The organism is Streptomyces axinellae, assembly GCF_039532135.1.
Classification (GTDB): domain Bacteria; phylum Actinomycetota; class Actinomycetes; order Streptomycetales; family Streptomycetaceae; genus Streptomyces; species Streptomyces axinellae.
In genome coordinates this window covers 335,056-359,389 of sequence record NZ_BAAARJ010000001.1, presented here as the reverse complement: position 1 = coordinate 359,389, position 24,334 = coordinate 335,056, and the positions used below count along the sequence as shown (strand labels likewise).

Below are 24,334 nucleotides of genomic sequence, written 5' to 3'. Positions count from 1 at the left end.
GTCGGCGGAGTCTAAGCGAGCCTTCGCCGATGGAACAACGTCAAGCATGGCACCGGGGTTCCTGGCCCGGCGAGTCTCCGCGCCGTCACGCTCCGAACAGGCCCTGCTGTCCCGGGGTGCCGGAGGGCGACTGCGGGGACTGCTGGGGCGGGACGAGACCCAGGTGCGCCCATGCGGCAGGAGTGGCGACCCGACCACGGGGCGTACGCGCGAGGAGCCCCTCCCTGACGAGGAAGGGCTCGGCGACCTCCTCCACGGTCTCACGCTCCTCCCCCACCGCGACAGCGAGTGTGGACAGGCCCACCGGGCCGCCGCCGAAGAGCTTGAGCAGCGAGCCGAGCACGGCGCGGTCGAGCCGGTCGAGGCCGCGCCCGTCCACCTCGTAGACCTCCAGCGCAGCGGCGGCGATCTCGCGGGTGATCACGCCGTCCGCCTTGACCTGGGCGTAGTCCCGCACGCGGCGCAGCAGCCGGTTGGCGATACGCGGTGTGCCGCGCGAGCGTCCGGCGATCTCCACGGCGCCCGCCGGGTCCGTACGGACGTCCAGGAGCTGGGCGGAGCGGTGTACGACCTGCTCCAGTTCGCCGGGCTCGTAGAACTCCATGTGCGCGGTGAAGCCGAAGCGGTCGCGCAGCGGGGGCGGCAGCAGCCCCGCGCGGGTGGTGGCGCCGACCAGGGTGAAGGGCGGCAGCTCCAGTGGGATCGCCGTCGCGCCGGGGCCCTTGCCGACGATCACATCGACCCGGAAGTCCTCCATCGCCATGTAGAGCATCTCTTCGGCGGGGCGGGACATGCGGTGGATCTCGTCCAGGAAGAGGACTTCGCCCTCCTGGAGCGAGGACAAGATCGCGGCGAGGTCGCCGGCGTGCTGGATGGCAGGGCCCGAGGTGATGCGGATCGGGGCGTTCATCTCGGCCGCGATGATCATCGAAAGAGTGGTCTTGCCGAGCCCGGGGGCGCCGGAGAGCAGTACGTGGTCGGCGGTGCCGCCGCGGGCCCGGGCCGCCCGCAGGACGAGGTCGAGTTGCTCGCGCACCTTGGGCTGCCCGATGAACTCCCCCAGCTGCTTGGGCCGCAGGGCCGCCTCGACCGCCTGGTCCTCGCTGTCGGCGTCGGCGCCGACCAGCCGTTCTTCCGCGTTCATGGCAGAGACCTCCACCGGGTTGTGGGCAGGCGTTCGGCGCGGCGGATAAGGGGGGCGCACCACAACCGCCGGGCCGCGCTCGGGTGCGGGGCGGGAGTCACGGCCCTCACCGGGCCCGGTTCAGCGACTGGAGTGCGGCCTTCAACAGCGAACCCACCTGCGGCCGGCCGCCGTCGGCGACCACGGCCTCGGCCTGCGGCGCGACGGCGGTGACCGCCTCGTCCGCCTCCCGCGTGGCGTACCCCAACCCGACCAGCGCGGCGTGGAGTTGCTCGCGCCACCCGGCTGCGGCGGGGGTGCCCACACCGGCCCGGGAGGCGTGCGCGCCGGTGCCGAGCGGTTCACCGAGGCGGTCTTTCAGCTCCAGCAGCAGCTTCTGCGCGCCCTTTTTGCCGATGCCCGGTACGGCCGTCAGTGCCTTCTCATCCCCGCTGGAGACCGCGAGCCGCAGTGCGTCGGGGGTGTGCACCGCGAGCATCGCCTGCGCGAGCCTGGGGCCGACGCCGCTGGCGGTCTGGAGCAGTTCGAAGACCTGCCGTTCGTCGTCGTCGGCGAAGCCGTACAGCGTCAGGGAGTCTTCGCGTACGACCAGGGAGGCGGCGAGCTTGGCGTGCTCTCCCACCCGGAGTCCCGCGAGGGTGCCGGGGGTGCAGTGGAGGGCCATGCCGACGCCGCCGACCTCGACCACTGCGGTGTCGGGGGCGAGCGCGGCGACGGGGCCCGAGACGAAGGCGATCATCGAGTGGTGCCTTTCAGACGCTGGGCGGCGACGGCTTGCTGGAGACGGTTTTGTGAGGGGCCGCGCCACAGATGGCAGATGGCGAGCGCGAGCGCGTCGGCCGCGTCGGCCGGTTTCGGTGGCGCGTCCAGCCGCAGCAGCCGCGTCACCATGGTGGCGACCTGCGCCTTGTCGGCGCGGCCCGAGCCGGTGATGGCGGCCTTGACCTCGCTGGGGGTGTGCAGCGCCACCGGCAGACCACGGCGCGCCGCGCACAGCATGGCGACGGCGCTGGCCTGCGCCGTGCCCATGACGGTGCGCACGTTGTGCTGACTGAAGACCCGCTCGACCGCGACAGCTTCGGGGCGGTGCGTATCCAGCCACTCCTCCATGCCGCGCTCGACGAGCACCAGCCGCTCGGCGGTCTCGGCCTCGGCGGGGGTACGGATCACGCCGACCGCGCCCATGGAAAGCCGTCGCCCCGCGACGCCGTCGACCACGCCGATCCCGCAGCGGGTCAGGCCGGGGTCAACTCCCAGCACGCGCAACGCGATCCCCCCTCTTCTCGGCATGTTCCCGGCACCTGTCGCCGTGTTCCCGCAGGTTATCGGGCGGCACCGACAGAGCGACGGCCCGGGGAGACGTGTCTCCGCCGGGCCGTCGTCAGCCGTGCTCCCAAACGCGCCGCTCAGGCGTCCACCTTCGCCATCACCTCGTCGGAGACGTCGAAGTTGGCGAAGACGTTCTGCACGTCGTCGCTGTCCTCCAGCGCGTCGATCAGCTTGAAGATCTTGCGCGCGCCGTCCTCGTCGAGCTGGACCTGCATGCTCGGCACGAAGCTGGCGTCGGCGGAGTCGTAGTCGATCCCGCCCTCGACCAGCGCGGAACGCACCGGAACCAGGTCGGTGGCCTCGCTGATCACCTCGAAGCTCTCGCCGAGGTCGTTGACCTCCTCGACGCCCGCCTCGAGCACGGCGCCGAGCACATCGTCCTCGCTCAGACCGTTCTTGGGGACGATGATGACGCCCTTGCGGTTGAAGAGGTAGGAGACCGAGCCCGGATCGGCCATGGAGCCGCCGTTGCGGGTCATGGCGACGCGCACGTCGGATGCCGCGCGGTTGCGGTTGTCCGTCAGGCACTCGATCAGTACGGCCACGCCGTTGGGGCCGTAGCCCTCGTACATGATCGTCTCGTAGTCGGCGCCACCGGCCTCAAGACCCGCGCCGCGCTTGACCGCGCTGTCGATGTTCTTGTTCGGAACCGACTGCTTCTTCGCCTTCTGAATGGCGTCGAAGAGGGTCGGGTTGCCCTCCGGGTCGGCGCCGCCGGTACGCGCCGCGACCTCGATGTTCTTGATCAGCTTCGCGAAGAGCTTGCCGCGCTTGGCATCGATCACGGCCTTCTTGTGCTTGGTGGTAGCCCACTTAGAGTGGCCGGACACAGCCTCGCTCCTTCACAGTCACCAACTTCTTCTCAACGCGGAGATCCTACCGTCAGCGACTCAGCGTGCTGACCGCACCATCGCCGCGAACAGTCCGTGCACCCTGTGGTCGCCGGTGAGCTCGGGGTGGAAGGAGGTGGCGAGCAAGCTGCCCTGGCGTACGGCGACCGGATGGCCGTCGTACACGGCCAGCGTCCGCGTCGCCGCTCCGGTGGACTCCACCCAGGGAGCGCGGATGAAGACGCCCTCGACGGGGCCGCCGTCCACCCCGTCCACGGGCAGGGACGCCTCGAAGGACTCGTTCTGCCGCCCGAAGGCGTTGCGCCGCACGATCATGTCGATTCCGCCGATCGTCTCCTGACCGGAGCGGGGATCGAGGATCTTGTCGGCGAGCATGATCATGCCCGCGCAGGAACCAAAGGCGGGCATTCCGGCCCGTATACGGGCGCGCAGGGGCTCCATCAGGCCGAAGGCCACGGCCAGCTTGCTGATCGTCGTCGACTCGCCGCCCGGGATGACGAGGCCGTCGACCGCCGCCAGCTCTTCGGGGCGGCGCACCTGTACGGGCTGCGCCCCGGAGCCGCTGAGGGCTGCCAGGTGTTCACGCACGTCGCCCTGGAGGGCGAGCACGCCGATGGTGGGCTCAGACACTGTGCGGTCCTTCGTACTCGCGGGCGCCGGCTCGCTCGGTGCCCGGCCGGGCCGGCGCGTGCGGGCCCGGCGCCTTTGGGCTCTACCAGCCCCGGTTCGCGTAGCGCTCGCCCTCGGGGAGGGTGTCGCAGTTGATCCCGACCATGGCCTCGCCCAGACCGCGGGACGCGTCGGCGATGATCTTCGGGTCGTCGTAGAAGGTGGTGGCCTTCACGATGGCGGCGGCGCGCTTGGCCGGGTCGCCGGACTTGAAGATGCCGGAGCCGACGAAGACGCCCTCGGCGCCGAGCTGCCGCATCAGTGCCGCGTCCGCGGGCGTGGCCACGCCTCCGGCCGAGAACAGCACGACGGGGAGCTTGCCCGCCGCCGCCACCTCCTTGACCAGCTCATAGGGGGCGCGCAGTTCCTTCGCCGCGCCGTACAGCTCGTTGTTGTCCAGGACGGTGAGCTTGCCGATCTCGTTCTTGATCTGGCGCATGTGCCGGACCGCCTCCACGACGTTGCCCGTGCCGGCCTCGCCCTTGGAACGGATCATGGCCGCGCCCTCGGCGATCCGGCGCAGGGCCTCGCCCAGGTTGGTGGCGCCGCAGACGAACGGCGTGGTGAAGGCGAACTTGTCGCTGTGGTTGACCTCGTCGGCGGGGGTGAGGACCTCCGACTCGTCGATGTAGTCCACGCCCAGCGCCTGGAGGATCTGTGCCTCCACCACGTGGCCGATACGGGATTTGGCCATGACCGGGATGGAGACGGCGCTGATGATCCCGTCGATCATGTCGGGGTCGGACATGCGGGCCACGCCGCCGTCCTTGCGGATGTCGGCGGGCACCCGCTCCAGCGCCATGACGGCCACGGCACCGGCGTCCTCGGCGATCTTCGCCTCTTCCGGAGTGACGACGTCCATGATCACGCCGCCCTTGAGCTGCTCGGCCATGCCGCGCTTGACGCGGGCGGTGCCGGTCTCGGCGCTGGGCGCTGCGGACTCGGTGACAGGGGACGGAGTGGACACGGTGCGACCTCGCTCAACAGGGGATTCGGGGGATACGGAGATACGTGCACAACGGCCGTACGGCGGGGCTGGCAGCCCCTGAGTACACGGTCACCGATGCGGGTCGCCGCCGGAAAGGGCCAATCCCGGTGCCGTGGCCTGCACCCGGGCCCTCCGCGAGCGTGCCCCCGCAACTGCCCTCCCGCTGCGCGCCCCGGGCCTCATCCCTCTCGCGGGTCCGCGTCCCCGGTCGCGGGCCGCCGGGTGAGCGGGGCTATGCCCTGCCGTGGCCCCGGTCGGCCAGCGCGGGCGGCGCCTCGTCGTCCATCTCGAACGCCAGGGGGAACGGGGCGTGGCCCGCCAGGCGGAACCAGCGCACCTTGCGATGCCGCCGCAGCGCCCTCGCGGCCCGGACGGCGTCGTTGTGGAAGCGCCGCGCCATGGGCACCCTGCGCACCGCGGCACCCAACTCCCCCGCCGTCTCCTCCCCGCCCGGCGCCGCCCGTACGGCCTGGACCTGTGCCGGCTCGGCGAAGACGGCACGCAGCGCCTGGCTCAGCTCGCTCTCGGCCACCTCGCGCTGATCCTCCTCGGCCTGCCGTGCGTCGTGTGCCGCCTGGTAGAGCACCATCGAGGCCGCCGGATCGAGCACTCCGGCAGTCGCCAGCTCCTGCGTGATCGAGGCCCGGCGCAGCAAGGTGGCGTCCAGGGCCGCCCTGGCCGCGTCGATGCGTGCGTGCAGCCGGTCGAGGCGGCCCGCCGTCCAGCTCAGATAGACGCCGATCAGCAACAGCGCGACGACGATCCAGATCAGTGTGGTGAGGGTCGGCATCGTAGTTCTCAGATCCTCGGAGCGGGGTCTCGGTCATAGGGTCTCGGGCCGGGTCTCGGTGCTGGCTCTCGGGGCCGGTCGGGTCGTTCGCCGCCTGGCCGGGGTTGCTCAGTCCCTGGCCAGACCGAGCCGGGCGCGCAGTCCGATCCTCTCGTCGGGGGCGACCGATACGGCGCCGTCGGTGACCGTCTCGTACACCGAGAGGATGTCGGCGCCGACGGTGGACCAGTCGAAGCGGCGCACATGGCGGGCGCCGCGCGCCCTCAGTTCGGCCCGGCGCGCGGGGTCCGCGAGCAGCCGCACAGCGGCGTCGGCCAGCGCGTCGGCGCTCTCGCCGGCGAACAGCTGACCGGCCGCTCCCCCGTCCAGCACCTGCTCGAAGGCGTCCAGATCGCTGGCGAGGACGGGCGCGCCCGCCGACATGGCCTCGACCAGGATGATGCCGAAGGATTCACCGCCGGTGTTGGGTGCCACGTACAGATCCACGCTGCGCAGCAGCCGGGCCTTGTCCTCGTCGCTGACCATGCCCAGGAACTCCACGTGGTCCCGCATCGGAGGCGGCAGCGCGGCCACCGCTTCCTCTTCGTCCCCGCGGCCGGCGATCAGCAGCCGGGTGCCCGGGGCCCCCGCCAGGATCCGTGGCAGGGCCGCCATCAGTACGGGCAGGCCCTTGCGGGGCTCGTCGATGCGGCCGATGAAGCCGATGGTGGGGCCTTCGGCGCCGCCCTGCCATTCCTCCTTGGGCTCGGCGTCCGCGAAGAAGCCGACATCGACGCCGTTGGGGATGGTCACGGCATCCCCGCCCAGGTGCTCGACCAGGGTGCGGCGTGCGTACTCGCTCACGGCGATCCGCGCGCTGATCTTCTCCAGCGCGGGCTGCAGGATCGGATACGCCGCGATCATGGCCCGGGAGCGCGGGTTGGAGGTGTGGAAGGTGGCGACGATGGGCCCCTGCGCGGCCCAGCACGCCAGCAGCGCCAGCGACGGTGTGGCGGGTTCATGGATGTGCAGCACGTCGAAGCGGCCCTCGTGCACCCATCTGCGTACGCGGGCCGCGGACAGAAAGCCGAAGTTGAGCCGCGCGACCGAGCCGTTGTACGGCACGGGAACGGCCCTGCCCGCCGAGACGACGTACGGCGGAAGCACGGTGTCCTCGTCCGACGGGGCGAGGACGGAGACCTCGTGCCCCAGCCGGATCAGATGCTCGGCAAGATCCCGGACGTGGAACTGGACACCGCCGGGGACATCCCACGAATACGGGCAGACGACGCCGATCCTCATCCCTTCCCCCTCCCCTTCCGCGGCCCGGCCCGGCCGCCGTCGTCGTCGTCGTCCAGATCGGCGAGCCACAGCCGCTGGAGCATGTGCCAGTCCTCGGGGTGCTCGGCGATACCGGCCGCGAAGGTGTCGGCGAGCGTCTGCGTCATGGCCGCCACCCGCTCCCTGCGCCCCTCCACGCCGGGCACCGGGACGGGAGCGTGCACCTTCCCCTTCATGACGGGGGAATCGTCGTACCACAGCGTCACCGGCAGCAGCAGCGCGCCGGTCTGCTGCGCGAGCAGCGCGGGGCCCGCCGGCATCCGGGCGGTCTCGCCGAAGAAGGAGACCTCCAGCCCGGAGGAGGACAGATCGCGGTCGGCCACCAGGCACACCAGGCCGCCGGCCCGCAGTCGGCGCGCCAGGGTGCCGAACGCCGTGCCCCCGGCGTGCGGCAGCACCTCCATGCCGAGGCTCTCGCGGTAGGCGACGAACCTGTCGTACAGCGATTCGGGCTTGAGCCGCTCCACGACCGTGGTGAAGGGGGTGCGCAGTGCGGTGACCACGTAGGCGCCCGCCAGGTCCCAGTTGCCCATGTGCGGCAGCGCGAGGATCACGCCCCGGTCGGCGGCGAGCGCGTCGGTCAGCCGGTGCAGGTCCGTTATCTCGACGTCCTGGACGATGCGCCGCTCGTTCCAGGACGGCAGCCGGAAGGACTCCATCCAATAGCGCATGTACGAGCGCATCCCGGCGTGCGAGAGGCTGCGCAGGCGGGCGGGCGACGCGTCCGGCACCACCCGGGCGAGGTTCGATTCCAGCCGGGTGACGCCCTTGCCCCGGCGCCGCCAGGCCGTGTCGGCCACCTGCCGGCCCAGCGCCGCGGCGGCGGGCTCCGGCAGCTTCTTCACTCCGGCCCAGCCCAGCCCGTAGAGCGAGTCGGTGAGCCGGTCGCGGACCGCGCTCACGCGGTCCTTCCCTTCTCCTTCGCCGGGTCGGACGCCTCTTCGGCCCCGCCGTCGGGCACCTGCCCGGGAGCCGGCGCCGCTGCCGGCTCCGCCGCTGCCTCCCGCCCGGCCGCGGCACTCCCGGACTCCCGCCCGGGGGTCCCGGTCTCCTGGCCGGGCGCCCCGGCGGGCGGCACCGCGGCCTCGGCAGCCTCGCGGCGCACCGTCACCACCCGCTGGCCGAGGGTGATCGCGCTGCCCGCCGCGACCACCCACAGCGCGACGGGCAGCAGCACGCCGATGTACGGGACGCCGAAGGTGGCCTCGAAGCCCGACAGCCCGGCGAGCACCAGCGTGATCACCAGCCGCTCGGCCCGCTCGACCAGCCCGTTGACATTGACGGGCAGGCCGATGCTCTCGCCGCGCGCCTTGGTGTAGGAGACGACCTGGCCGCTGGCCAGACAGAAGATCGTCACGGCGCACAGCGCGATGTCGTCACCGCGCCCCGCGTACCACAGGGCGATCCCGCCGAAGACGGCCGCGTCGGCGACGCGGTCCAGGGTCGAGTCCAAGAACGCGCCCCACCTGCTGGAGCGGCCCAACTGCCGCGCCATGTTGCCGTCGACCAGGTCCGAGAAGACGAACAAGGTGATGACGACGGTGCCCCAGAAGAACTCCCCCATGGGGTAGAAGATCAAGGCTCCCGCCATCACCCCGCCGGTGCCGACCAGGGTGACCGCGTCGGGACTCACGCCCAGTCGCAGCAGCATCGCGGCGAATGGCGTGAGAACACGCGTGAAGAAGGCACGCGCGTACTTGTTCAGCATGGCCGTCCCGGTAGGTCGTGAGCGAGCCGGACAGCGGTGTGGCCACCGGCCCGGCCCATCGTAGCCACGCGGCGGCAGCGCCCGGCGCACACCGTCCGGCAGGGCCCAGCGCCGTGTTCGACGTATGGACGCCTCCCGGCAGCGGTGGAAAGCTCGAAGGACCGTGGTCTTCGCGACCCCTCGGCCCCTTTCAGCGCGATCCAGCAGGTATCCAACCGGAAGGCGGGACGCATGGCCGACAAAGCGAACGCACATCCCGGAGCCGCCGGCAGGGCAGCGGCGGCCGACCACCCCGCGTCGATACGGAACGTGGTGCTGGTCGGCCACAGCGGATCGGGAAAGACGACTCTGGTCGAATCCCTCGCCCTCGCCTCGGGAGCCGTGACCCGGGCGGGCCGGGTGGAGGACGGCGGCTCCGTGTCCGACTACGACGAGATCGAACACCGCCGGCAGCGCTCCATCCAGCTCTCCCTGGTGCCTCTCGCCTGGGACGGCATCCGGATCAACGTGCTCGACACCCCCGGGTACGCCGACTTCGTCGGGGAATTGAGGGCGGGTCTGCGCGCCGCGGACGCCGCCCTCTTCGTCGTCTCGGCAGCCGACGGCGTGGACGGCGCGACCCGGCTGGTGTGGCAGGAGTGCGCGGCGGTCGGCATGCCGCGCGCCATCGTCGTCACTCATCTCGACGCGGCCCGCGCCGACTTCGACGAGATGACCGCCGTCTGCCAGAAGGCGCTGGGCGGCGACGACCCCGACGCCGTCATCCCGCTCTATCTGCCGGCGCTGGGCGAACGGCGCTCCGACGGCAGCGCCCCGGTCACCGGGCTGATCGGGCTGCTCTCCCAGCGCCTGTTCGACTACGGCAAGGGGACCCGCACCGAGAGCGACCCCCGCGAGGAGCACCTCCTGCTGATCGAGGAGGCCAGAAACCGGCTCATCGAGGGCATCATCGCGCAGAGCGAGGACGAGACCCTCATGGAGCGCTATCTCGGCGGCGAGGAGTGCGACGTCAAGACGCTCGTCCAGGACCTGGAGAAGGCCGTGGCACGCGGCGTCTTCCATCCCGTACTGGCCGCGGCCCCGCCCGCCGGGGGAGGACGGCAGGGCCTCGGCACGGTCGAACTGCTGGAGCTGATCACCGGCGGCTTCCCCACCCCGGAGGAGCGCGGCCTCCCGGAGGTCACCACGCCACAGGGCGCGCCCCGGCCCCCGCTCACCTGCGATCCGTCCGGGCCGCTGGCCGCCGAGGTCGTCAAGACCTCCTCCGACCCCTATGTCGGCCGCATCTCCCTCGTCCGGGTCTTCTCCGGCACCCTGCGCCCCGATGAGACCGTGCACGTCTCCGGGCACGGCCTGGAGAGCCGGGGCCACGAGGATCACGACGTCGACGAGCGGATCGGCGCGCTGTCCGCCCCCTTCGGCAAGCAGCAGCACCCGCTCGGCCGCGCCATCGCGGGCGATCTGGCATGTGTGGCCAAGCTGGTGCGCGCCGAGACCGGCGACACCCTCTCCGCGAAGGACGATCCGCTGCTCATGGAGCCGTGGATGATGCCCGACCCGCTGCTGCCCGTCGCCATCCAGGCCCACAGCAAGGCCGACGAGGACAAGCTCTCCCAGGGCCTGTCGCGGCTCGTCGCCGAGGATCCGACGATGCGCCTGGAGCAGAACCCCGACACCCACCAGCTCGTGCTGTGGTGCCTGGGTGAGGCGCACATGGACGTCGCGCTGGAGCGGCTGCGCTCCCGCTACGGCGTGCAGGTCGATACCGTCCCGCACCGGGTGTCGCTGCGGGAGACCTTCGCCTCCCGGGCGACCGGGCGCGGCCGGCACGTCAAACAGTCCGGTGGCCACGGCCAGTTCGCCATCTGCGAGATCACTGTCGAGCCGCTGCCCGGCGGCTCGGGCATCGAGTTCGTCGACAAGGTGGTGGGCGGCTCGGTGCCCCGCCAGTTCATCCCGTCCGTGGAGAAGGGGGTGCGCGCCCAGGCCGCCAGGGGCGTGGCCGCCGGCTATCCGCTCGTGGATGTACGCGTCACCCTCTTCGACGGCAAGGCCCACTCGGTGGACTCCTCGGACGCCGCGTTCCAGACGGCGGGCGCGCTGGCGCTGCGCGAGTGCGCGGGGCAGGCCACGATCCACCTGCTGGAGCCCGTCGCCGAACTGGCCGTCTCCGTCGCCGACGACTTCGTGGGCGCCGTGATGAGCGACCTTTCCGGGCGCCGCGGCCGGGTTCTCGGCACCGAACAGGCCGGGCCCGGCAGCACGCTGGTGCGTGCCGAGATCCCGGAGATCGAGATCAGCAGGTATGCGGTGGACCTGCGTTCGATGTCGCACGGCACCGGCCGCTTCACCCGGGCGTACGCCCGGCACGAACCAATGCCTCAACAGCAGGCGGCAAGAATCCTGAAGGAGGCGTCGAACCCTGACGGCGGTCGCTGAGGGCGCCTAGGCTGAGGCAAGATGTGTGCCGACCACGGCAGTTGGGAAGCCGTCGTGGTCGGCGGCACACACGGGCGGTCGCCGTGGTGTCGCGAGCCAGATCCGAGTGGAGTGGGGGCCAAGTGGCCGGATTCGACGATCCCAGCAGCAAGACCGATGCGGCATCCGACTTCACCCCAGGCGCCCAGATCCCCCTGTCCGGGGCGAGCGGCCAGACGGCGGCCACCCAGGCCCTGGCCTCGGCCGCCTACCGCGACGACGGGGTCGAGAAGCTCATCGAGGCCAACCCCGAGGCCACCTTCAAGAAACCGAAGATCTCCCTGTTCGAACCCAACCTGGGCGAGGCGTACGCCCGCGCCGTGCAGACCAGGCTGCTGGGCGGCGCCCGAGCCCCCCTCATCCAGTCCTTCGGCATCGAGCCCCAGGCCGTGGTCGAGCACTGCCTCGCCGCCACCCGGGTGCGCAAACAGCGCGACTCGCGGCTGACCGTGGTGATGTCGCTGTTCGGCCTGGTCTTCCTGCCCGGCGTGCTGCTGTGGCTCGGCGCCTTCCAACTGCGCCGGGTGATCGCCGGTTCCAAGGACAAGCGCGCCGGGGCCTTCGGCACGGTGGCGCTGGTCGCCGTGGGAGCCCTCATCGTGCTGTTCGCCATCCGGCTGCCCTTCGGCGGCCTCTGGGCGCTGTATCTGCGCGCGATGCTGGTCGCGCCCGTCGTCGGCTGGCTGTGGGCCAAGCAGATCTGCGAGCGCTATGCCAAGGACCTGCGCAGTCGCTGGGAGAACCTGCTGGGCGGCGGGGGCGTCGGCGCCAAGATCCCCGAAGCCGTGCCCCAGGACCCGGGCGACGCGGGTGCCGAGCGCATCCGCCTGGGCCTGGCCAAGGTGACCGCCGAGCAGGCCAGCAACCTCGTCTACTACGCGGGCCCCAAGGGGATATTGGGCATGGGCACCCGCTGGGGCAGCTGGCAGCTCGCCGAGGAACTCGTCCCCGCCGAGGGCCAGGACGACATCAACCCCTTCCGCAGCTGGGACGTCGTCCGCGCCATCCACGATCAGCTGCGGATGCTGGAGCGCGGCCCCCTGCACACCGGAGGCTTCCCCACCCCCTCGATACGGCACTGGATCGTCTCGCCGGTCGCCGAAGGCGCCAAGGCGGTCAAGCGCCCCGAGGGCCAGGAAGTCGAGGGCTACAGCATCAAGGACTTCGAGATACAGCGCATCTGCAACGAGCAGCAGTTCGGCGCGGGTAACCGCCACTATCTCGGCGTCCAGTTCGTCCTCTGGGACGGCCAGCTGGTGATCACCCTCCTGATCACGGTGACCGTGCTGCACCACACCCTGCGCATCGAGGTCACCGGGCACGCTCTCGGCCCCGTGCACGGGCTGTTCACCAGCGGGCCGAAGGCCAAGACGAAAGAGGTCTCCAAGAGCGTGAAGTTCTGGGAGACCAGGACCGTCAAGCTGCCCCTGGTGGAGGCCCAGGAGGTCGTACGCCTTTCGGCGCGCGCCCCCTTCACCTGGTTCCCGCCGGTCCTGGATTTCCTCGGCGGCAAGCTCGCGCTCCCGGAGCCCTTCGGACTGCGGCACGCCTGGGCGGACAAGCCCTGGCGCCACCGCTTCATGGCAGACGACGCGCTGCGCGCCGCCACCCCGGTGCTGCGGGTCGTGCACTCCGCCGCGATCCGGGTGCTGGCGGAGAACGGCTGTGACGTCGAGAAGTTCGGCAGCCGCTCCCTCAACCTCAGCGGAGCGGTACAGGACGCGAAGCCGGGCAAGGCCGACGTGTACGACGCCTGACGCGCGGCGGGCGCCGGCCGCCGCGCCGGGCGCGCCCGGAGCCTGATGCCCGCCGGTCCGCTACCAGGCTTCGGCCAGCATCGCCCGGGTGTCGGCGAGCAGTTGCGGCAGCACCCGGGTGTGGCCGACGACGGGCATGAAGTTGGTGTCCCCGCCCCAGCGGGGCACCACATGCTGGTGCAGATGGGCCGCGATCCCGGCGCCTGCGACCGAGCCCTGGTTCATGCCGATGTTGAATCCGTGCGCTCCCGAGACCTGGCGCAGCACCGTCATCGCGCGCTGGGTGAGGGCACCCAGCTCGGCCGTCTCACTGGCGCTCAGCTCGGTGTAGTCGGCGAGGTGCCGGAAGGGGACGACCATCAGGTGCCCGCCGTTGTACGGATACAGATTGAGTACCGCGTACACCTGCTCGCCCCGCGCGACGATGAGCCCGTCCTCGTCGGATTTCTCGGGGATGGCACAGAACGGGCAGCCGTCCTCGGCGCCGGGCCCGCTCGGCTTGTTCTCACCCTGGATGTACGCCATCCGGTGCGGGGTCCACAGGCGCTGGAACGCGTCCGGCGCCCCCACTCCGATCTGCTGCTCCGGCTCACTCGTCATGCTCGCCAGCTTATGCGCCCGGCAGCACCGGACACGACGAGGGGCGGCCCTGTGGGGCCGCCCCTCGCAGACCCCGCCGGGGCGGGGAAGAGGTCACACCTGGACGCGGCGCTCCACGGCCTCGACGATCTCGCTCAGCGCCTCGTCCCGCGGAATCCCGTTCTTCTGCGAACCGTCCCGGTAGCGGAAGGAGACGGCACCGTTCGCGACGTCCTCGTCCCCCGCGATCACCATGAACGGGATCTTGCTCTTCTGCGCGTTGCGGATCTTCTTCTGCATCCGGTCCGACGAGGAGTCGACCTCCACCCGCAGCCCCTTGGCCTTCGCGGCGGCGGCGAACTCCGTCAGGTACGGCACGTGGTCGTCACCGATCGGGATTCCGACGGCCTGTACCGGTGCCAGCCACGCCGGGAACGCGCCCGCGTAGTGCTCCAGCAGCACCGCGAAGAAGCGCTCGATCGAGCCGAAGAGGGCGCGATGCAGCATCACCGGCTGCTGCCGGGAGCCGTCGGCGGCGGTGTACTCCAACCCGAAGCGCGCGGGCTGGTTGAAGTCGACCTGGATCGTGGACATCTGCCACGAGCGGCCGATGGCGTCCTTGGCCTGCACGGAGATCTTCGGCCCGTAGAACGCGGCACCGCCCGGGTCGGGCACCAGCGGCAGTCCCTGCTTCTCGGCCGCCTGGCGCAGCGCCTCGGTGGCCTCCTCCCACACCTCGTCCGTGCCGATGAACTTGTCGGAGCCGGGGTCGCGGGTGGAAAGCTCCAGCTCGAACTCGGTCAGACCGTAGTCACGCAGCAGGTCGAGGACGAAGGTGAGCAGGTTGTCCAGCTCGCCCGCCATCTGGTCCTTGGTGCAGTAGATGTGCGAGTCGTCCTGGGTGAAGCCCCGCGAGCGGGTCAGGCCGTGCACGACGCCGGACTTCTCATAGCGGTAGACCGTCCCGAACTCGAACAGCCTCAACGGCAATTCGCGATAGCTGCGCCCCCGCGCCTTGAAGATCAGGTTGTGCATCGGGCAGTTCATCGCCTTGAGACGGTAGTTCTGCTCGTCGAACTCCAGGGGAGGGAACATGTTCTCCCCGTAGCTCGGCAGGTGTCCCGAGGTTTCGAAGAGCTTCTCCTTCGAGATGTGCGGGGTGTTCACGAACTCATAACCCCCGTCCTCGTGCCGCCGCCGCGAGTAGTCCTCCATCACCTTGCGGACCACACCGCCCTTGGGGTGGAAGACCGCCAGCCCAGGGCCGACCTCCTCGGGGAAGGAGAAGAGGTCCAGCTCCGAGCCGAGCTTGCGGTGGTCGCGCTTCTCGGCCTCGGCGAGGAATTCCAGGTGTGCCTTCAGCTCGTCCTTGCTGGGCCAGGCCGTGCCGTAGATCCGCTGGAGCTGCGGGTTCTTCTCGCTCCCGCGCCAGTAGGCGGCGGCCGAGCGCATCAGCTTGAAGACCGGGATCATCCGGGTGCTGGGCAGGTGCGGGCCCCGGCACAGGTCCTTCCAGCACAGCTCGCCACTCTTGGGGTCGAGGTTGTCGTAGATGGTCAGTTCGCCGCCGCCGACCTCGGCCGAGGCACCCTCGGCGGCGTCGGCCGCGCTTCCCTTGAGGCCGATCAGCTCCAGCTTGTAGGGCTCGTCGGCCAGTTCCTCGCGCGCGTCCTCGTCGGTGGTGACGCGGCGGGCGAAGCGCTGCCCCTGCTTCTGGATCTGCTGCATCTTCTTCTCGATGCGCTTGAGATCATCGGGGGTGAAGGGCTCGGCCACGTCGAAGTCGTAGTAGAAGCCGTCCTTGATGGGCGGGCCGATGCCGAGCTTGGCCTCGGGGAACAGCTCCTGTACGGCTTGCGCCATCACGTGCGCGGTGGAGTGGCGCAGGATGTCCAGGCCGTCGTCGCTGGCCAGCTCGACGGGCTCGATCTCCTCGCCGTCGGCAGGTTCGTAGGCGAGGTCCCTCAGCTCGCCCCCGGCCCGGACGGCGATCACCGAGCGCTCGCCCTCGAAGAGCGCGGCGGCCGTAGTGCCCGTCGTCACCACGCGCTCTTCCCGCTCGGAATCGCGTTGGATGGTCACACGGACGTCCGTCACCGGTCTCTCCTGACTCTTGCCTGGGATACGCGGGCACTCGCCGCGCCGTCGAATCGTACCGAGCCGTGGCGCCGTACCGCGAAACGGCCGTGTGCTCTGCGAAACGGCCGTGTGCTCAGCCGCCGAGCCCGCGGTCGAAGCAGTCGAGCCCGTACCGGAGCTGTTTGAGCAGCCGTTCCCGTGCGTCCTCGGGCACGGGTACGGGCAGTACCTCGTGCGCCCCGCTCAGCCTGCGGAACCCGCCTCTGCTCTCCAGCAGTCCGCTCAGCCGCAGCGGCAGCCCGGCCAGGTGCGCGTGCAGTGCGAGGCGGTAGTCGTCCTCTTCGAGCCGCGCCCGCACCTGCGTCACCTCCGCCCCCGCCAGCACCCTCAGCCGCACAGAACCCGGCCCGGAGGGCTCGGCACGCCGCAGCCGCACCACGGCACCCGTCACCCGGACGGGGACGGAGGGCTCGGCGTGCGCGTAGTGCCGTCCGGCCAGCTCCAGCGCCGACAGGTCACCGGGGGTGAAGACGACGGGGGCGGGCCAGGCCGGGCAGCCACGCGGAATACCGGCGGAGGCGGACCAGCGCACGGTGATCCGCACGCCTTCGGTGCCGCGCACCAACTGGCACACCGAGTCGGTCAGCTCCTGGCAGACGCCGTATTCGCGTACGGCGTCGAAGTGTTCGGCCGCGCCCGTGGAGCGGTAGGAGCGCACGGCATCGGCGGTCGCGCGCAGGGCTTTGCCGAGGGCGACGAGGGGATGCCGCGCGGTCTCCGGAGCAGCGGGGAGCCGGGCACTCAGCAGCCGCCCGCCAGCGCCCTCGCCCCGCTCTTCCTCGAAGCGGGCCAGTTCCGCGTAGGCGTCGGCCCGCCGCTCGTGGCGGGCGCCGTGGTATCCGGCGCGCTCGTGGGCGGCCAGGGCTCCGGCGCGCAGCATGGCGCGGGCGGCGGCACCCAGCTTCTGCCGGGCACGCCATGCCGCCGCGGTGTTGGTCTCGGGCAGCTCGCGCTGCCAGTGGATCTCATCGCCGTCCTCGGCGCAGGCTCGCATCAGGGGGTCTCCGGTCTCCTGGCCGTCCCTTCCTTCTCCTCACCAGGGAACAGCACCCCAAACAGGCTCGGTTGGCGGCCCGGCGGTTGACCGGGGCCGGTCGGCCGGGCATGCGGAAGAGGCCGCTTCGCGCGGACGGAGCGGCCTGTGCGGTGAGTTGAGGGCGCAGGGCGGGGAACACGGAGTGAAACCGCGCGAAAGCAACATGCGAAAACGACGAGGGTGAGGCGGCCCGCGGATCTCGCGGACGACCTCACCCTCATCGTGGCGGTGGGCGATACTGGGTTCGAACCAGTGACCTCTTCGGTGTGAACGAAGCGCTCTCCCACTGAGCTAATCGCCCTGGGTGTTCCGCCCCTTGCGGTGCGGCACGTGCAGAACCATACAGTGCGCGTCACCCTTCATCCAAACCCCTTCCCAGCAGGGGCCGCAGACCGCGCACTCGGCCCCGCGCCATCCGCACGCGGCCGACCGCGAAGGGCGTCGTCGAGCCGCCCGGGTACCCCCGCCACGAGCGACTGGACCGTGCGAGAACACCATGCGAAAACGATGAGGGTGAGGCGGCCCGCGGATCTCGCGGACGACCTCACCCTCATCGTGGCGGTGGGCGATACTGGGTTCGAACCAGTGACCTCTTCGGTGTGAACGAAGCGCTCTCCCACTGAGCTAATCGCCCTTCGGCGGGCCCAACATTACCCCATGTCAGCGGGTGCTTTTTCCGCCCCTCGGGCCTTCTTGCGCTCTCGCCGCGCGGCACGGCGGGCCTTCAGCCACTCGGTCCCCTCGTGCACCTTGCGCCTGGTCCAGCGCAGGACGTGCTGGGCCCAGATGAATTCGGTGGCCCACACAGCCATCCCACCGAAGATCACCAGCCAACCCGGGCCCGGCAGGGGCAGCATGATGACCCCGGCGACCACGACGGCCAGGCCCACCACGAAGATTCCGGCGCGCCAGCTCACGTGCAGCGGACGCGACGCCTGGATGAAGCTCGGCGCGCGTGACCCAAGCGGCTTTTCGTCACTCTCCGCACTCATAAAGGCCAAGGTACCTGACCCTTTTCGGTTACGGCGGATCACTGGAATGGCCGCATGGTGCAAACCATCCGGGAGCCATATGAAGGACCTGATTCCGCACAAAACGGTCAGAGGGGTTTACAACCGGCGCGTAGGTGGCATGTCGATTGCGCCGACGTGCGAACCCCCGAGCGCACACTGAGCGAAAGGCCCTGGCGCTTATGAACACAACGGTGAGCTGTGAGCTGCACCTGCGCCTCGTTGTTTCGAGCGAGTCCTCACTGCCTGTACCCGCGGGCCTGCGGTATGACACGGCGGATCCCTACGCCGTGCACGCCACCTTCCATACCGGCGCGGAGGAGACCGTCGAGTGGGTCTTCGCCCGCGACCTCCTGGCCGAGGGCCTGCACCGGCCCACGGGCACCGGTGACGTACGGGTCTGGCCCTCCCGCAGTCACGGCCAGTCCGTGGCCTGTATCGCCCTCAGCTCCCCAGAGGGCGAGGCACTGCTCGAAGCCCCCGCGCGGGCGCTGGAATCCTTCCTCAAGCGGACCGACGCGGCCGTGCCGCCCGGCACCGAGCACCGTCACTTCGACCTCGACACCGAGCTCTCGCACATCCTCGCCGAGAGCTGAGACCGCCGGTCACCGCAGCCGTCCGACTCGGGGCGACGGTTGCGGGGCCCGGCAGGCGTGTGCCCGCCGCACCACCCCGTGTACGGCACACAGCGACGCCGCCGCCGCGTACTCGTACGCGGCGGCGGCGTCGCTGTGTCAGGGAACGGGCTAGGCTCTTGCCGCATCAAGCCGGAGGATGTTCCCGACGCGCAGGAGCTGCCCGTGCAGATCAACCACGACACCCGGGGCGCGCTCGGCCAGTCGGTCGACCTGCTGAACACCGTGGCGGACGGGGAGACCCCGGACGCGTTGGCCACTGTGGCGGATCTGCGCTCCTTCGTCGAGCGGAACCAGGTCAGCGGTGTGGGGACCCTCACCGATGCCGACCTGCGGGCCGTACGCGCCGTACGGGAGCGCTTCGCGCGGGTCTTCGAGGCCCCCGACACCCGGACCGCGGCGGAGCTGATCAACGAGCTGGTCGCGGAGGCCGGCACGACACCCCAGCTCACCGACCATGACGGCTACGACTGGCATGTCCACTACTTCGCTCCCGGCGCCTCGGTCGCCCAGCATCTGGCGGCGGACGGCGGAATGGCGCTGTCCTTCTTCCTCGTGTCCGGGGAGCGCGACCGGCTGCGCCGGTGCGAGGCGCCCGGCTGTCGCCGCGCCTTCGTCGATCTGTCCCGCAACCGCTCCCGCCGGTACTGCGACAGCCGGACCTGCGGAAACAGACTGCATGTCGCGGCCTACCGGGCGCGGCGGCGGGAGTCGGCGGACGCGGGCCAGAGCTGAGGCCCCGCGGACGGGGTCAGCGCAGGGGGTCAGAGGAAGATCAGGTCGTGGGCGCCGGTGATGGCGAGCAGCAGGGCGATCACGGCGAGGAAGAGCATCAACGGAGGTTGGGAGAGCGCGTACAGGCACCCCTTGGGTTCGGTGAGCGGGGGCTCGGTTGCGGGGGGCGCGGGTGCTGTGCGCTGCGGCTCGTCGAGCTCGATCGCGGAGTTCGGCGTGGTGTCCATCTCGCCGGGATCATGTCGCAGACGGCCGCGTCCCCGCGTGCAGCGTGCCCTGTTTGACGTCTAGTTCGGGAAAAATGCCACCATAGGGGCATCCGGCATGCTAGGCGTCCAACCCGTCCACTGGGGCAGGCGGTCGCTCTCAGATGCCGTGCTTCTTGAGGATCGCCTCGATGTCGGAGAAGTCGTCGCCACCGGAGGCGGGCTGCTTGGCCGTCGGCTTCCCGGATCCGGGGGCCGGTGTCCTCGCGACGGCGGTGCCCGGGGTCAGGGACGGCGCCGCGCTGGCGGGCTCCTTGGCTCGGGAGCGCTCGGCGCGGGCCGCCGCGCGGCGCTCCTTGCGGCCGTCACCCGCCGAGGCCCTGCCGCCGGCCGCGCGGGCGATGACGTAGAGGAGTACGGCACAGGCCAGCACCCCGAATCCGGCCCACACGGTGGGCTTCAGCACCAGGTCGCCCGCCCAGGTGCCGAACGCCTTGCCGATCTTGCCGCCGAGACCCGCCAGCCCTGACATCGCGAGCCCGACGGGCACCAGCGAGAAGGCCGCGATACGCGTCGCGGCGACGAAGCGGCGGCGCCAGGCCGTCAGAAAGGCCACGGCGAGGCCGGCGGCGGAGAGCGCGGCGCAGACGGTCGTGGTGAGCATTGCTCCATCCTGTCACCGTTCGGGCGATCCGGGCCATGGCCGGGCTTCGGTTCAGGGACATCTCCGGGTCGGATGCCGTTCTCAGGACTGAGAGACTGGCGCCATGGACGAACCCACCGCCGCCGGCCCCGCCGGTACCGCCCTTGACGTGTGGTGCGAACTGCAGTGCCCCGACTGTCACCGCGCCCAGTCCGACCTGCGTGCCCTGCGGGAGCGGTACGGGGACGTGCTGGAGATCCGGTTGCGGCACTTCCCGCTGGCCAAGCACAAGTACGCCTACTCGGCGGCGCAGGCGTACGAAGAGGCGTATGCGCAGGGCCGGGCCGACGCCTACGCGGAGGCCGTGCTCGCGCGCACCGATGAGCTGGGCGAGCGGGGCGAGGCGCTGTTGCTCGATGTCGCGGGCGAACTCGGCCTGGACGCCGAGGAGTTCGAGACGGCGCTCATCGACGGCCGGCACCTGCTGGCGGTGGACGCCGACCAGGCGGAGGGCAAGGCGATCGGGGTGGCGGGCACTCCGACCTATGTCATCGGCGGCGAGCGGCTGGACGGCGGCAAGAGCCAGGAGGGGTTGCGGGAGCGGATCGAGGAGATCGCCGACCGGCTGCTCGGCCGCTGAGAAGCGGCGGCCTGTCACTGCCGCTGAGAACGGTGCGGTGAGCGGGACCCGAGCGCTCGCGGCACCCCCGGCGGCGCACACGGATACTCCCGGTGCGCGCACGGGCACTCACAGCGCCCCGGGCCCTCCCGCGGCTTCCAGCGGCCCAGGGCTCACATCAGAGCCTTGTCGTAGTGGCGCTCCACGGTGCGGTACCCCAGCGACGTGCAAAGCCGCTCGGCGCGGGGGTTGTCGGTGCGGACCTTCAGGCCCAGCAGCCGCAGCCCCGCCGCCAGGCACTCTCGCTCGGCCACCAGCATCAGGGCACGCCCGTGGCCCTCACCGCGCCGCTCCTCGGCCACCTCGACGTCGAAGACCCACGCCTCGGCATCGGGGCGCGGCAGCCCCCGGAAGCCGAGCCACAGCGAGCCCACATCGGCCGCTTCGGTGCCGGCTCCGGAGTGGGTGAGGACGCGCAGCGCGACCCCCTCGCTCGCCGCGCCGTCCGGGAGCCGGGCGGCGCGGGCGGCCTCGCCCCGGGCGACGGCCTCTTCGCGGGTGAAGCCCCGGCCGGCCAGTCCGTCGATGAAGCGTCCGATGCCCGCGTCCCACCACGCGTCGAACTCCCCCGCCCTCAGCGTGCGGACCGCGGTGGACTCGGGGAGTGCGGGCCGCTCCCCCAGCTCCTTGACCATGTGACGGCTGCGCTCGCGGTACCCGAGCGAGGCCAGCAGGTGCGGGCCCGCGTGGGCGGTCTCCTCCTCGCCGGGGGCGAGGTCCCCGCCGCCGAGCGGGACGGACGCCTCGACGCGGGCGCAGCCCCAGTCGCGCAGCACCTCCTCGGCCGCCAGCGCGGCCACGGTGCCCCTCCCCCGGCGCCGCTCCCCGGGCTCGACGCGCAGCTCCCCTATCCGCCCGGTGGCCGACGCACCGCCTTCGGCCGGACCGAGGAGGCGTACGGCGCCCACAGGGCGGGAGTTGACGCGGATCTCGTACTCCCGCGAGCGTCTGCCGTCGGCGGTGCGGCTCGCGGGTCCGGCCGGGCGCAAGGTGGTGGTCACGGAGTGGTTCTACCCCGCCCCCGGAGCCCGCGTCACCTTCCTTGTCCCGGGCCCGGGGCGCTCCCGCTCGGCGAATCGCCGATCGGGCCGGGGGCGGGGTGACGGGTCACGGGTCGATGTCGGCGGCCGAGCGCTCCTCGAAGACGCGCATGGCCTTGGCGGTGACCGGTCCGGGCGCCGCGGGCAGTGTGCGGCCGTCGAGGCGGGCGACGGCCTGTACGTCGCGCAGGGTGGAGGTCAGGAAGATCTCCTCGGCGCGCTCCAGTACGTCCATCGACAGCTCGGTCTCCTTCGCCCCGGTCCATTCCGCGGTCAGCGCGCGGGTGATGCCGGCGAGGCACCCGGAGGCGAGCGGCGGGGTGTGCAGTTCGCCGTCGAGGACGACGAAGACGTTGGAGCCGGTGCCCTCGCACAGCTGTCCGTGGGTGTTGGCGAACAGGGCCTCGGTGGCGGCCTGTTGACGGGCCCGGGCGAGGGCGACCACGTTCTCCGCGTAGGAGGTCGTCTTGAGTCCGGCCAGCGCGCCGCGCTCGTTGCGGGTCCAGGGAACGGTGATGACGGCGGTGCTCTCACGCCGTGCGGCGGCCTCGTCATGGGCGACGACGAGGGTGGGCGCGGCCTCGCCCCGGTCGGAGCCGAGAGGGGAGAGCCCCCCGGTGTAGGTGATCCGCAGCCGTCCGCGCGGCACCGGGCCGGCGGCGGTGACGGCCGAGCAGGCGCGGCGCACCTCGTCCAGGTCGGGCTCGGGCAGGCCCAGGCCGCGCGCGGAGGCGGCGAGCCTGTTGAGATGCCGGGTGAGGGCGAAGGCGGTGCCCTGGATGGTCTTGACGGTCTCGAAGACGCCGTCGCCGACGGTCAGTCCATGATCGAGCACCGAGACCTGCGCGCTGTGCGCGTCCCGCAGTCCGCCGTCGAGCCAGATCTTCACTGCTGTTCACCTCAAGAAGCCGATAAGGGGCCGGTGGGGACGGCCGGTCGCCTCCGTTCACGGCGGAGGCGGCTGCCGGTCCGTGCCGGGTGCGCGCGCTTCGTACTCCCCCGACGCTACCGCGAGCAGCCGGGACGCCTTCAGCTCGGTCTCACGCCACTCGCCCTCCGGGTCGGAGCCCCAGGTGATCCCGGCGCCGGTGCCGAAGCGCAGCAGTGGCCGGGCGTGGTCCCGGTCGATCCAGAAGGTCCGTATGCCGACGGCCAGCTCGCCGGTCCCCCGGTCCGCGTCGACCCAGCCCACGCCTCCGCAGTAGGGGCCGCGCGGCACGGGCTCCAGCGCCTCGATCAGGCGCAGGGCGCTGGACTTGGGCGCCCCGGTGACCGAGCCGGGCGGGAAGGTGCCCGCCAGCAGCCGCGCCCAGCCGGCGCCGCGCTCGTCGGTTTCGGTGAGTTCGCCGCGCACGGTGGAGACGAGGTGGACGAGCCCGGGGTGCGGCTCCACGGTGCACAGGGCGGGGACCGTGATGGAGCCGACGGCGCAGACGCGGCCGAGGTCGTTGCGCACCAGGTCGGTGATCATCACGTTCTCCGCGTGATCTTTCTCCTGAAGGTCGGCCCGGGTGCGTCCCGTGCCCTTGATGGGGCCCGACTCGACGGCGCGACCGTCGCGGCGCAGATACAGCTCGGGCGAGGCCGTGGCGATCTCGATGCCATGGGCGGGGAGCCGGACGGTGCCCGCGTAGGGGGCCGGATTGCCGTGCGCGAGACGGGCGGTGAGCTGGTCGATGTCGGCGGCGGTGGGCGAGGGGTCGGGCAGGGGCGCGCTCAGGACGCGGCAGAGGTTGGCCTGGTAGACGTCACCCGCGGCGATGGCTGTGCGTATGCGGCGCACACCCTCGGTGTACGCGGCGCGGTCCAGGGAGCTGGTCCAGGCCCCGGCGTCGGGTCCGCGCCAGCGTCCGGGCAGGGGCGCGGGGGGCGGAGCCGCGCGTACGTCGCCGAAGCGGGCACAGCGCAAACCTCCCTCGAAGCCGGCGACGACGGCCCACCAGCCTGTGGAGTCGAGGGCCTCGGGGTCGCTGGTGACATCGCGAAGGTCGGTGGCCAGGCGTCCACCGAAGCGGGCGAGCGGGGTCAGATCGGGCACGCCGGCGAGTCTATGGGGGGCCTCGGGGCGGCCACGCTGCGCAAACGGAATTTGAGCTGGCCGGGGAATCCGCTAAAGTTCAACACGTCGCCGGGTCGCGGAAGCGGACCGGAGCACGGCATCTGCGGACGTAGCTCAGTTGGTAGAGCGCAACCTTGCCAAGGTTGAGGTCGCCAGTTCGAACCTGGTCGTCCGCTCGACATGGGGGATCTTCCCGAACCCCCATTGCCTGGTGGAGTGGCCGAGAGGCGAGGCAACGGCCTGCAAAGCCGTCTACACGGGTTCAAATCCCGTCTCCACCTCCAAGGACGATTAGCTCAGCGGGAGAGCGCTTCCCTGACACGGAAGAGGTCACTGGTTCAATCCCAGTATCGTCCACCGGGCCCCTCGGGGCCTCACGCGCGGTTAGCTCAGCGGGAGAGCGCTTCCCTGACACGGAAGAGGTCACTGGTTCAATCCCAGTACCGCGCACGGACGATTAGCTCAGCGGGAGAGCGCTTCCCTGACACGGAAGAGGTCACTGGTTCAATCCCAGTATCGTCCACCAGCGAGCGGGCCCC

23 protein-coding genes, 7 tRNA genes and 1 pseudogene are annotated in these 24,334 nt (G+C 71.3%); 10 read left to right on the top strand and 21 right to left on the bottom strand.

The annotated features are described in order from the left end of the window. Positions 1 to 85 precede the first annotated feature (85 nt). From ruvB to pgsA, 10 genes are all read right to left on the bottom strand, one after another. Entirely contained in the window at positions 86 to 1,144 is a 1,059-nt protein-coding gene (gene ruvB / locus ABD339_RS01490) for a Holliday junction branch migration DNA helicase RuvB (protein ID WP_344561271.1), read from the bottom strand. A 106-nt stretch (positions 1,145 to 1,250) separates the two neighbouring features. Then, the gene (gene ruvA / locus ABD339_RS01485) at positions 1,251 to 1,883 is read right to left on the bottom strand and encodes a Holliday junction branch migration protein RuvA (protein WP_344561269.1); all 633 of its coding nucleotides are present in this window, start codon (positions 1,881 to 1,883) and stop codon (positions 1,251 to 1,253) included. Next, positions 1,880 to 2,410, bottom strand: coding sequence for a crossover junction endodeoxyribonuclease RuvC (gene ruvC, locus ABD339_RS01480; RefSeq protein ID WP_344561597.1), 531 nt, complete (start codon positions 2,408 to 2,410; stop codon positions 1,880 to 1,882). Before ruvC ends, ruvA begins: the two co-directional genes overlap by 4 nt. Positions 2,411 to 2,550: 140 nt before the next feature. Beyond that, positions 2,551 to 3,303: a YebC/PmpR family DNA-binding transcriptional regulator gene (locus ABD339_RS01475; RefSeq protein ID WP_344561267.1), complete on the bottom strand. Its 753-nt coding sequence runs from the start codon at positions 3,301 to 3,303 to the stop codon at positions 2,551 to 2,553. Between the two features lie 60 nt (positions 3,304 to 3,363). Continuing rightward, on the bottom strand, positions 3,364 to 3,954 hold the full coding sequence (gene pdxT / locus ABD339_RS01470; protein ID WP_344561265.1) for a pyridoxal 5'-phosphate synthase glutaminase subunit PdxT: 591 nt from the start codon (positions 3,952 to 3,954) through the stop codon (positions 3,364 to 3,366). Positions 3,955 to 4,036: 82 nt separating this feature from the next. Further along, entirely contained in the window at positions 4,037 to 4,960 is a 924-nt protein-coding gene (gene pdxS, locus ABD339_RS01465; protein ID WP_344561263.1) for a pyridoxal 5'-phosphate synthase lyase subunit PdxS, read from the bottom strand. Positions 4,961 to 5,213: 253 nt separating this feature from the next. Further along, positions 5,214 to 5,771 carry a hypothetical protein gene (locus ABD339_RS01460; protein ID WP_344561261.1) on the bottom strand — a complete coding sequence of 186 codons (558 nt, stop codon included), beginning with the start codon at positions 5,769 to 5,771 and terminating at the stop codon, positions 5,214 to 5,216. Positions 5,772 to 5,879: 108 nt separating this feature from the next. Next, complete coding sequence (locus ABD339_RS01455) at positions 5,880 to 7,052, bottom strand: glycosyltransferase family 4 protein (RefSeq protein ID WP_344561259.1); 1,173 nt, start codon at positions 7,050 to 7,052, stop codon at positions 5,880 to 5,882. Beyond that, positions 7,049 to 7,993 (bottom strand): phosphatidylinositol mannoside acyltransferase, encoded by a 945-nt coding sequence (locus ABD339_RS01450; protein WP_344561257.1) that lies wholly within the window; start codon positions 7,991 to 7,993, stop codon positions 7,049 to 7,051. Before ABD339_RS01450 ends, ABD339_RS01455 begins: the two co-directional genes overlap by 4 nt. Continuing rightward, positions 7,990 to 8,799, bottom strand: coding sequence for a phosphatidylinositol phosphate synthase (gene pgsA / locus ABD339_RS01445; protein WP_344561255.1), 810 nt, complete (start codon positions 8,797 to 8,799; stop codon positions 7,990 to 7,992). Before pgsA ends, ABD339_RS01450 begins: the two co-directional genes overlap by 4 nt. Positions 8,800 to 9,030: 231 nt before the next feature. On the opposite strand from pgsA, the gene ABD339_RS01440 reads away from it, so the two are divergent. Further along, complete coding sequence (locus tag ABD339_RS01440; RefSeq protein ID WP_344561253.1) at positions 9,031 to 11,238, top strand: elongation factor G-like protein EF-G2; 2,208 nt, start codon at positions 9,031 to 9,033, stop codon at positions 11,236 to 11,238. Between the two features lie 122 nt (positions 11,239 to 11,360). Then, on the top strand, positions 11,361 to 13,034 hold the full coding sequence (locus ABD339_RS01435; RefSeq protein WP_344561251.1) for a hypothetical protein: 1,674 nt from the start codon (positions 11,361 to 11,363) through the stop codon (positions 13,032 to 13,034). Positions 13,035 to 13,094: 60 nt separating this feature from the next. Here ABD339_RS01435 and ABD339_RS01430 read toward each other — a convergent pair whose 3' ends face one another. From ABD339_RS01430 to ABD339_RS01405, 6 genes and pseudogenes are all read right to left on the bottom strand, one after another. Continuing rightward, the gene (locus tag ABD339_RS01430) at positions 13,095 to 13,634 is read right to left on the bottom strand and encodes an HIT family protein (protein WP_344561249.1); all 540 of its coding nucleotides are present in this window, start codon (positions 13,632 to 13,634) and stop codon (positions 13,095 to 13,097) included. Between the two features lie 93 nt (positions 13,635 to 13,727). Next, on the bottom strand, positions 13,728 to 15,710 hold the full coding sequence (gene thrS, locus ABD339_RS01425; RefSeq protein WP_344561247.1) for a threonine--tRNA ligase: 1,983 nt from the start codon (positions 15,708 to 15,710) through the stop codon (positions 13,728 to 13,730). Positions 15,711 to 15,825: 115 nt separating this feature from the next. Continuing rightward, a complete protein-coding gene (locus tag ABD339_RS01420) occupies positions 15,826 to 16,746 on the bottom strand; it encodes a hypothetical protein (protein ID WP_344561245.1) in 921 nt (306 codons plus the stop codon). Positions 16,747 to 17,017: 271 nt separating this feature from the next. Then, positions 17,018 to 17,089 (bottom strand) — tRNA-Val (locus ABD339_RS01415). A 261-nt stretch (positions 17,090 to 17,350) separates the two neighbouring features. Further along, a tRNA-Val gene (locus tag ABD339_RS01410) sits at positions 17,351 to 17,422 on the bottom strand. A 67-nt stretch (positions 17,423 to 17,489) separates the two neighbouring features. After that, positions 17,490 to 17,780, bottom strand: a pseudogene (locus tag ABD339_RS01405) (TIGR02611 family protein); the annotation flags it as partial. 200 nt (positions 17,781 to 17,980) lie between these two features. Here ABD339_RS01405 and ABD339_RS01400 point away from each other — a divergent pair. Further along, positions 17,981 to 18,394 carry an SsgA family sporulation/cell division regulator gene (locus ABD339_RS01400; RefSeq protein WP_026005227.1) on the top strand — a complete coding sequence of 138 codons (414 nt, stop codon included), beginning with the start codon at positions 17,981 to 17,983 and terminating at the stop codon, positions 18,392 to 18,394. A 204-nt stretch (positions 18,395 to 18,598) separates the two neighbouring features. Beyond that, positions 18,599 to 19,168, top strand: a complete 570-nt coding sequence (locus ABD339_RS01395; RefSeq protein ID WP_344561241.1) for a CGNR zinc finger domain-containing protein — start codon at positions 18,599 to 18,601, stop codon at positions 19,166 to 19,168. A 29-nt stretch (positions 19,169 to 19,197) separates the two neighbouring features. Here the strand turns inward: ABD339_RS01395 and ABD339_RS01390 are convergent, their stop codons facing one another. Together ABD339_RS01390 and ABD339_RS01385 are read right to left on the bottom strand one after the other, a co-directional pair. Beyond that, positions 19,198 to 19,395, bottom strand: a complete 198-nt coding sequence (locus ABD339_RS01390; RefSeq protein ID WP_344561240.1) for a hypothetical protein — start codon at positions 19,393 to 19,395, stop codon at positions 19,198 to 19,200. A gap of 139 nt (positions 19,396 to 19,534) precedes the next feature. Further along, the gene (locus tag ABD339_RS01385; protein WP_344561238.1) at positions 19,535 to 20,038 is read right to left on the bottom strand and encodes a hypothetical protein; all 504 of its coding nucleotides are present in this window, start codon (positions 20,036 to 20,038) and stop codon (positions 19,535 to 19,537) included. Positions 20,039 to 20,141: 103 nt separating this feature from the next. Between ABD339_RS01385 and ABD339_RS01380 the strand changes: the two genes are divergently transcribed. Beyond that, positions 20,142 to 20,657, top strand: a complete 516-nt coding sequence (locus ABD339_RS01380; RefSeq protein ID WP_344561236.1) for a DsbA family protein — start codon at positions 20,142 to 20,144, stop codon at positions 20,655 to 20,657. A gap of 152 nt (positions 20,658 to 20,809) precedes the next feature. Here ABD339_RS01380 and ABD339_RS01375 read toward each other — a convergent pair whose 3' ends face one another. From ABD339_RS01375 to ABD339_RS01365, 3 genes are all read right to left on the bottom strand, one after another. Further along, complete coding sequence (locus tag ABD339_RS01375) at positions 20,810 to 21,697, bottom strand: GNAT family N-acetyltransferase (RefSeq protein WP_344561234.1); 888 nt, start codon at positions 21,695 to 21,697, stop codon at positions 20,810 to 20,812. A 106-nt stretch (positions 21,698 to 21,803) separates the two neighbouring features. Then, positions 21,804 to 22,625, bottom strand: coding sequence for an aminotransferase class IV (locus ABD339_RS01370; RefSeq protein ID WP_344561232.1), 822 nt, complete (start codon positions 22,623 to 22,625; stop codon positions 21,804 to 21,806). A gap of 57 nt (positions 22,626 to 22,682) precedes the next feature. Continuing rightward, a complete protein-coding gene (locus ABD339_RS01365; RefSeq protein WP_344561230.1) occupies positions 22,683 to 23,774 on the bottom strand; it encodes a chorismate-binding protein in 1,092 nt (363 codons plus the stop codon). A gap of 124 nt (positions 23,775 to 23,898) precedes the next feature. Between ABD339_RS01365 and ABD339_RS01360 the strand changes: the two genes are divergently transcribed. From ABD339_RS01360 to ABD339_RS01340, 5 genes are all read left to right on the top strand, one after another. After that, positions 23,899 to 23,971: transfer RNA gene (locus tag ABD339_RS01360), tRNA-Gly, on the top strand. 34 nt (positions 23,972 to 24,005) lie between these two features. Continuing rightward, positions 24,006 to 24,079, top strand: a tRNA-Cys gene (locus tag ABD339_RS01355). A 1-nt stretch (position 24,080) separates the two neighbouring features. After that, positions 24,081 to 24,152 (top strand) — tRNA-Val (locus ABD339_RS01350). A 21-nt stretch (positions 24,153 to 24,173) separates the two neighbouring features. Next, a tRNA-Val gene (locus ABD339_RS01345) sits at positions 24,174 to 24,245 on the top strand. Between the two features lies 1 nt (position 24,246). Beyond that, positions 24,247 to 24,321 (top strand) — tRNA-Val (locus tag ABD339_RS01340). Positions 24,322 to 24,334: the final 13 nt, after the last annotated feature.

What these genes read in the sequence shown, in the direction of transcription:
- ruvB (WP_344561271.1), bottom strand. Translation starts at nt 1,144, where the DNA reads ATGAACGCGGAAGAACGGCTGGTCGGCGCCGACGCCGACAGCGAGGAC.
- ruvA (WP_344561269.1), bottom strand. Translation starts at nt 1,883, where the DNA reads ATGATCGCCTTCGTCTCGGGCCCCGTCGCCGCGCTCGCCCCCGACACC.
- ABD339_RS01460 (WP_344561261.1), bottom strand. Translation starts at nt 5,771, where the DNA reads ATGCCGACCCTCACCACACTGATCTGGATCGTCGTCGCGCTGTTGCTG.
- ABD339_RS01455 (WP_344561259.1), bottom strand. Translation starts at nt 7,052, where the DNA reads ATGAGGATCGGCGTCGTCTGCCCGTATTCGTGGGATGTCCCCGGCGGT.
- pgsA (WP_344561255.1), bottom strand. Translation starts at nt 8,799, where the DNA reads ATGCTGAACAAGTACGCGCGTGCCTTCTTCACGCGTGTTCTCACGCCA.
- ABD339_RS01440 (WP_344561253.1), top strand. Translation starts at nt 9,031, where the DNA reads ATGGCCGACAAAGCGAACGCACATCCCGGAGCCGCCGGCAGGGCAGCG.
- ABD339_RS01430 (WP_344561249.1), bottom strand. Translation starts at nt 13,634, where the DNA reads ATGACGAGTGAGCCGGAGCAGCAGATCGGAGTGGGGGCGCCGGACGCG.
- ABD339_RS01420 (WP_344561245.1), bottom strand. Translation starts at nt 16,746, where the DNA reads ATGCGAGCCTGCGCCGAGGACGGCGATGAGATCCACTGGCAGCGCGAG.
- ABD339_RS01400 (WP_026005227.1), top strand. Translation starts at nt 17,981, where the DNA reads ATGAACACAACGGTGAGCTGTGAGCTGCACCTGCGCCTCGTTGTTTCG.
- ABD339_RS01390 (WP_344561240.1), bottom strand. Translation starts at nt 19,395, where the DNA reads ATGGACACCACGCCGAACTCCGCGATCGAGCTCGACGAGCCGCAGCGC.
- ABD339_RS01385 (WP_344561238.1), bottom strand. Translation starts at nt 20,038, where the DNA reads ATGCTCACCACGACCGTCTGCGCCGCGCTCTCCGCCGCCGGCCTCGCC.
- ABD339_RS01380 (WP_344561236.1), top strand. Translation starts at nt 20,142, where the DNA reads ATGGACGAACCCACCGCCGCCGGCCCCGCCGGTACCGCCCTTGACGTG.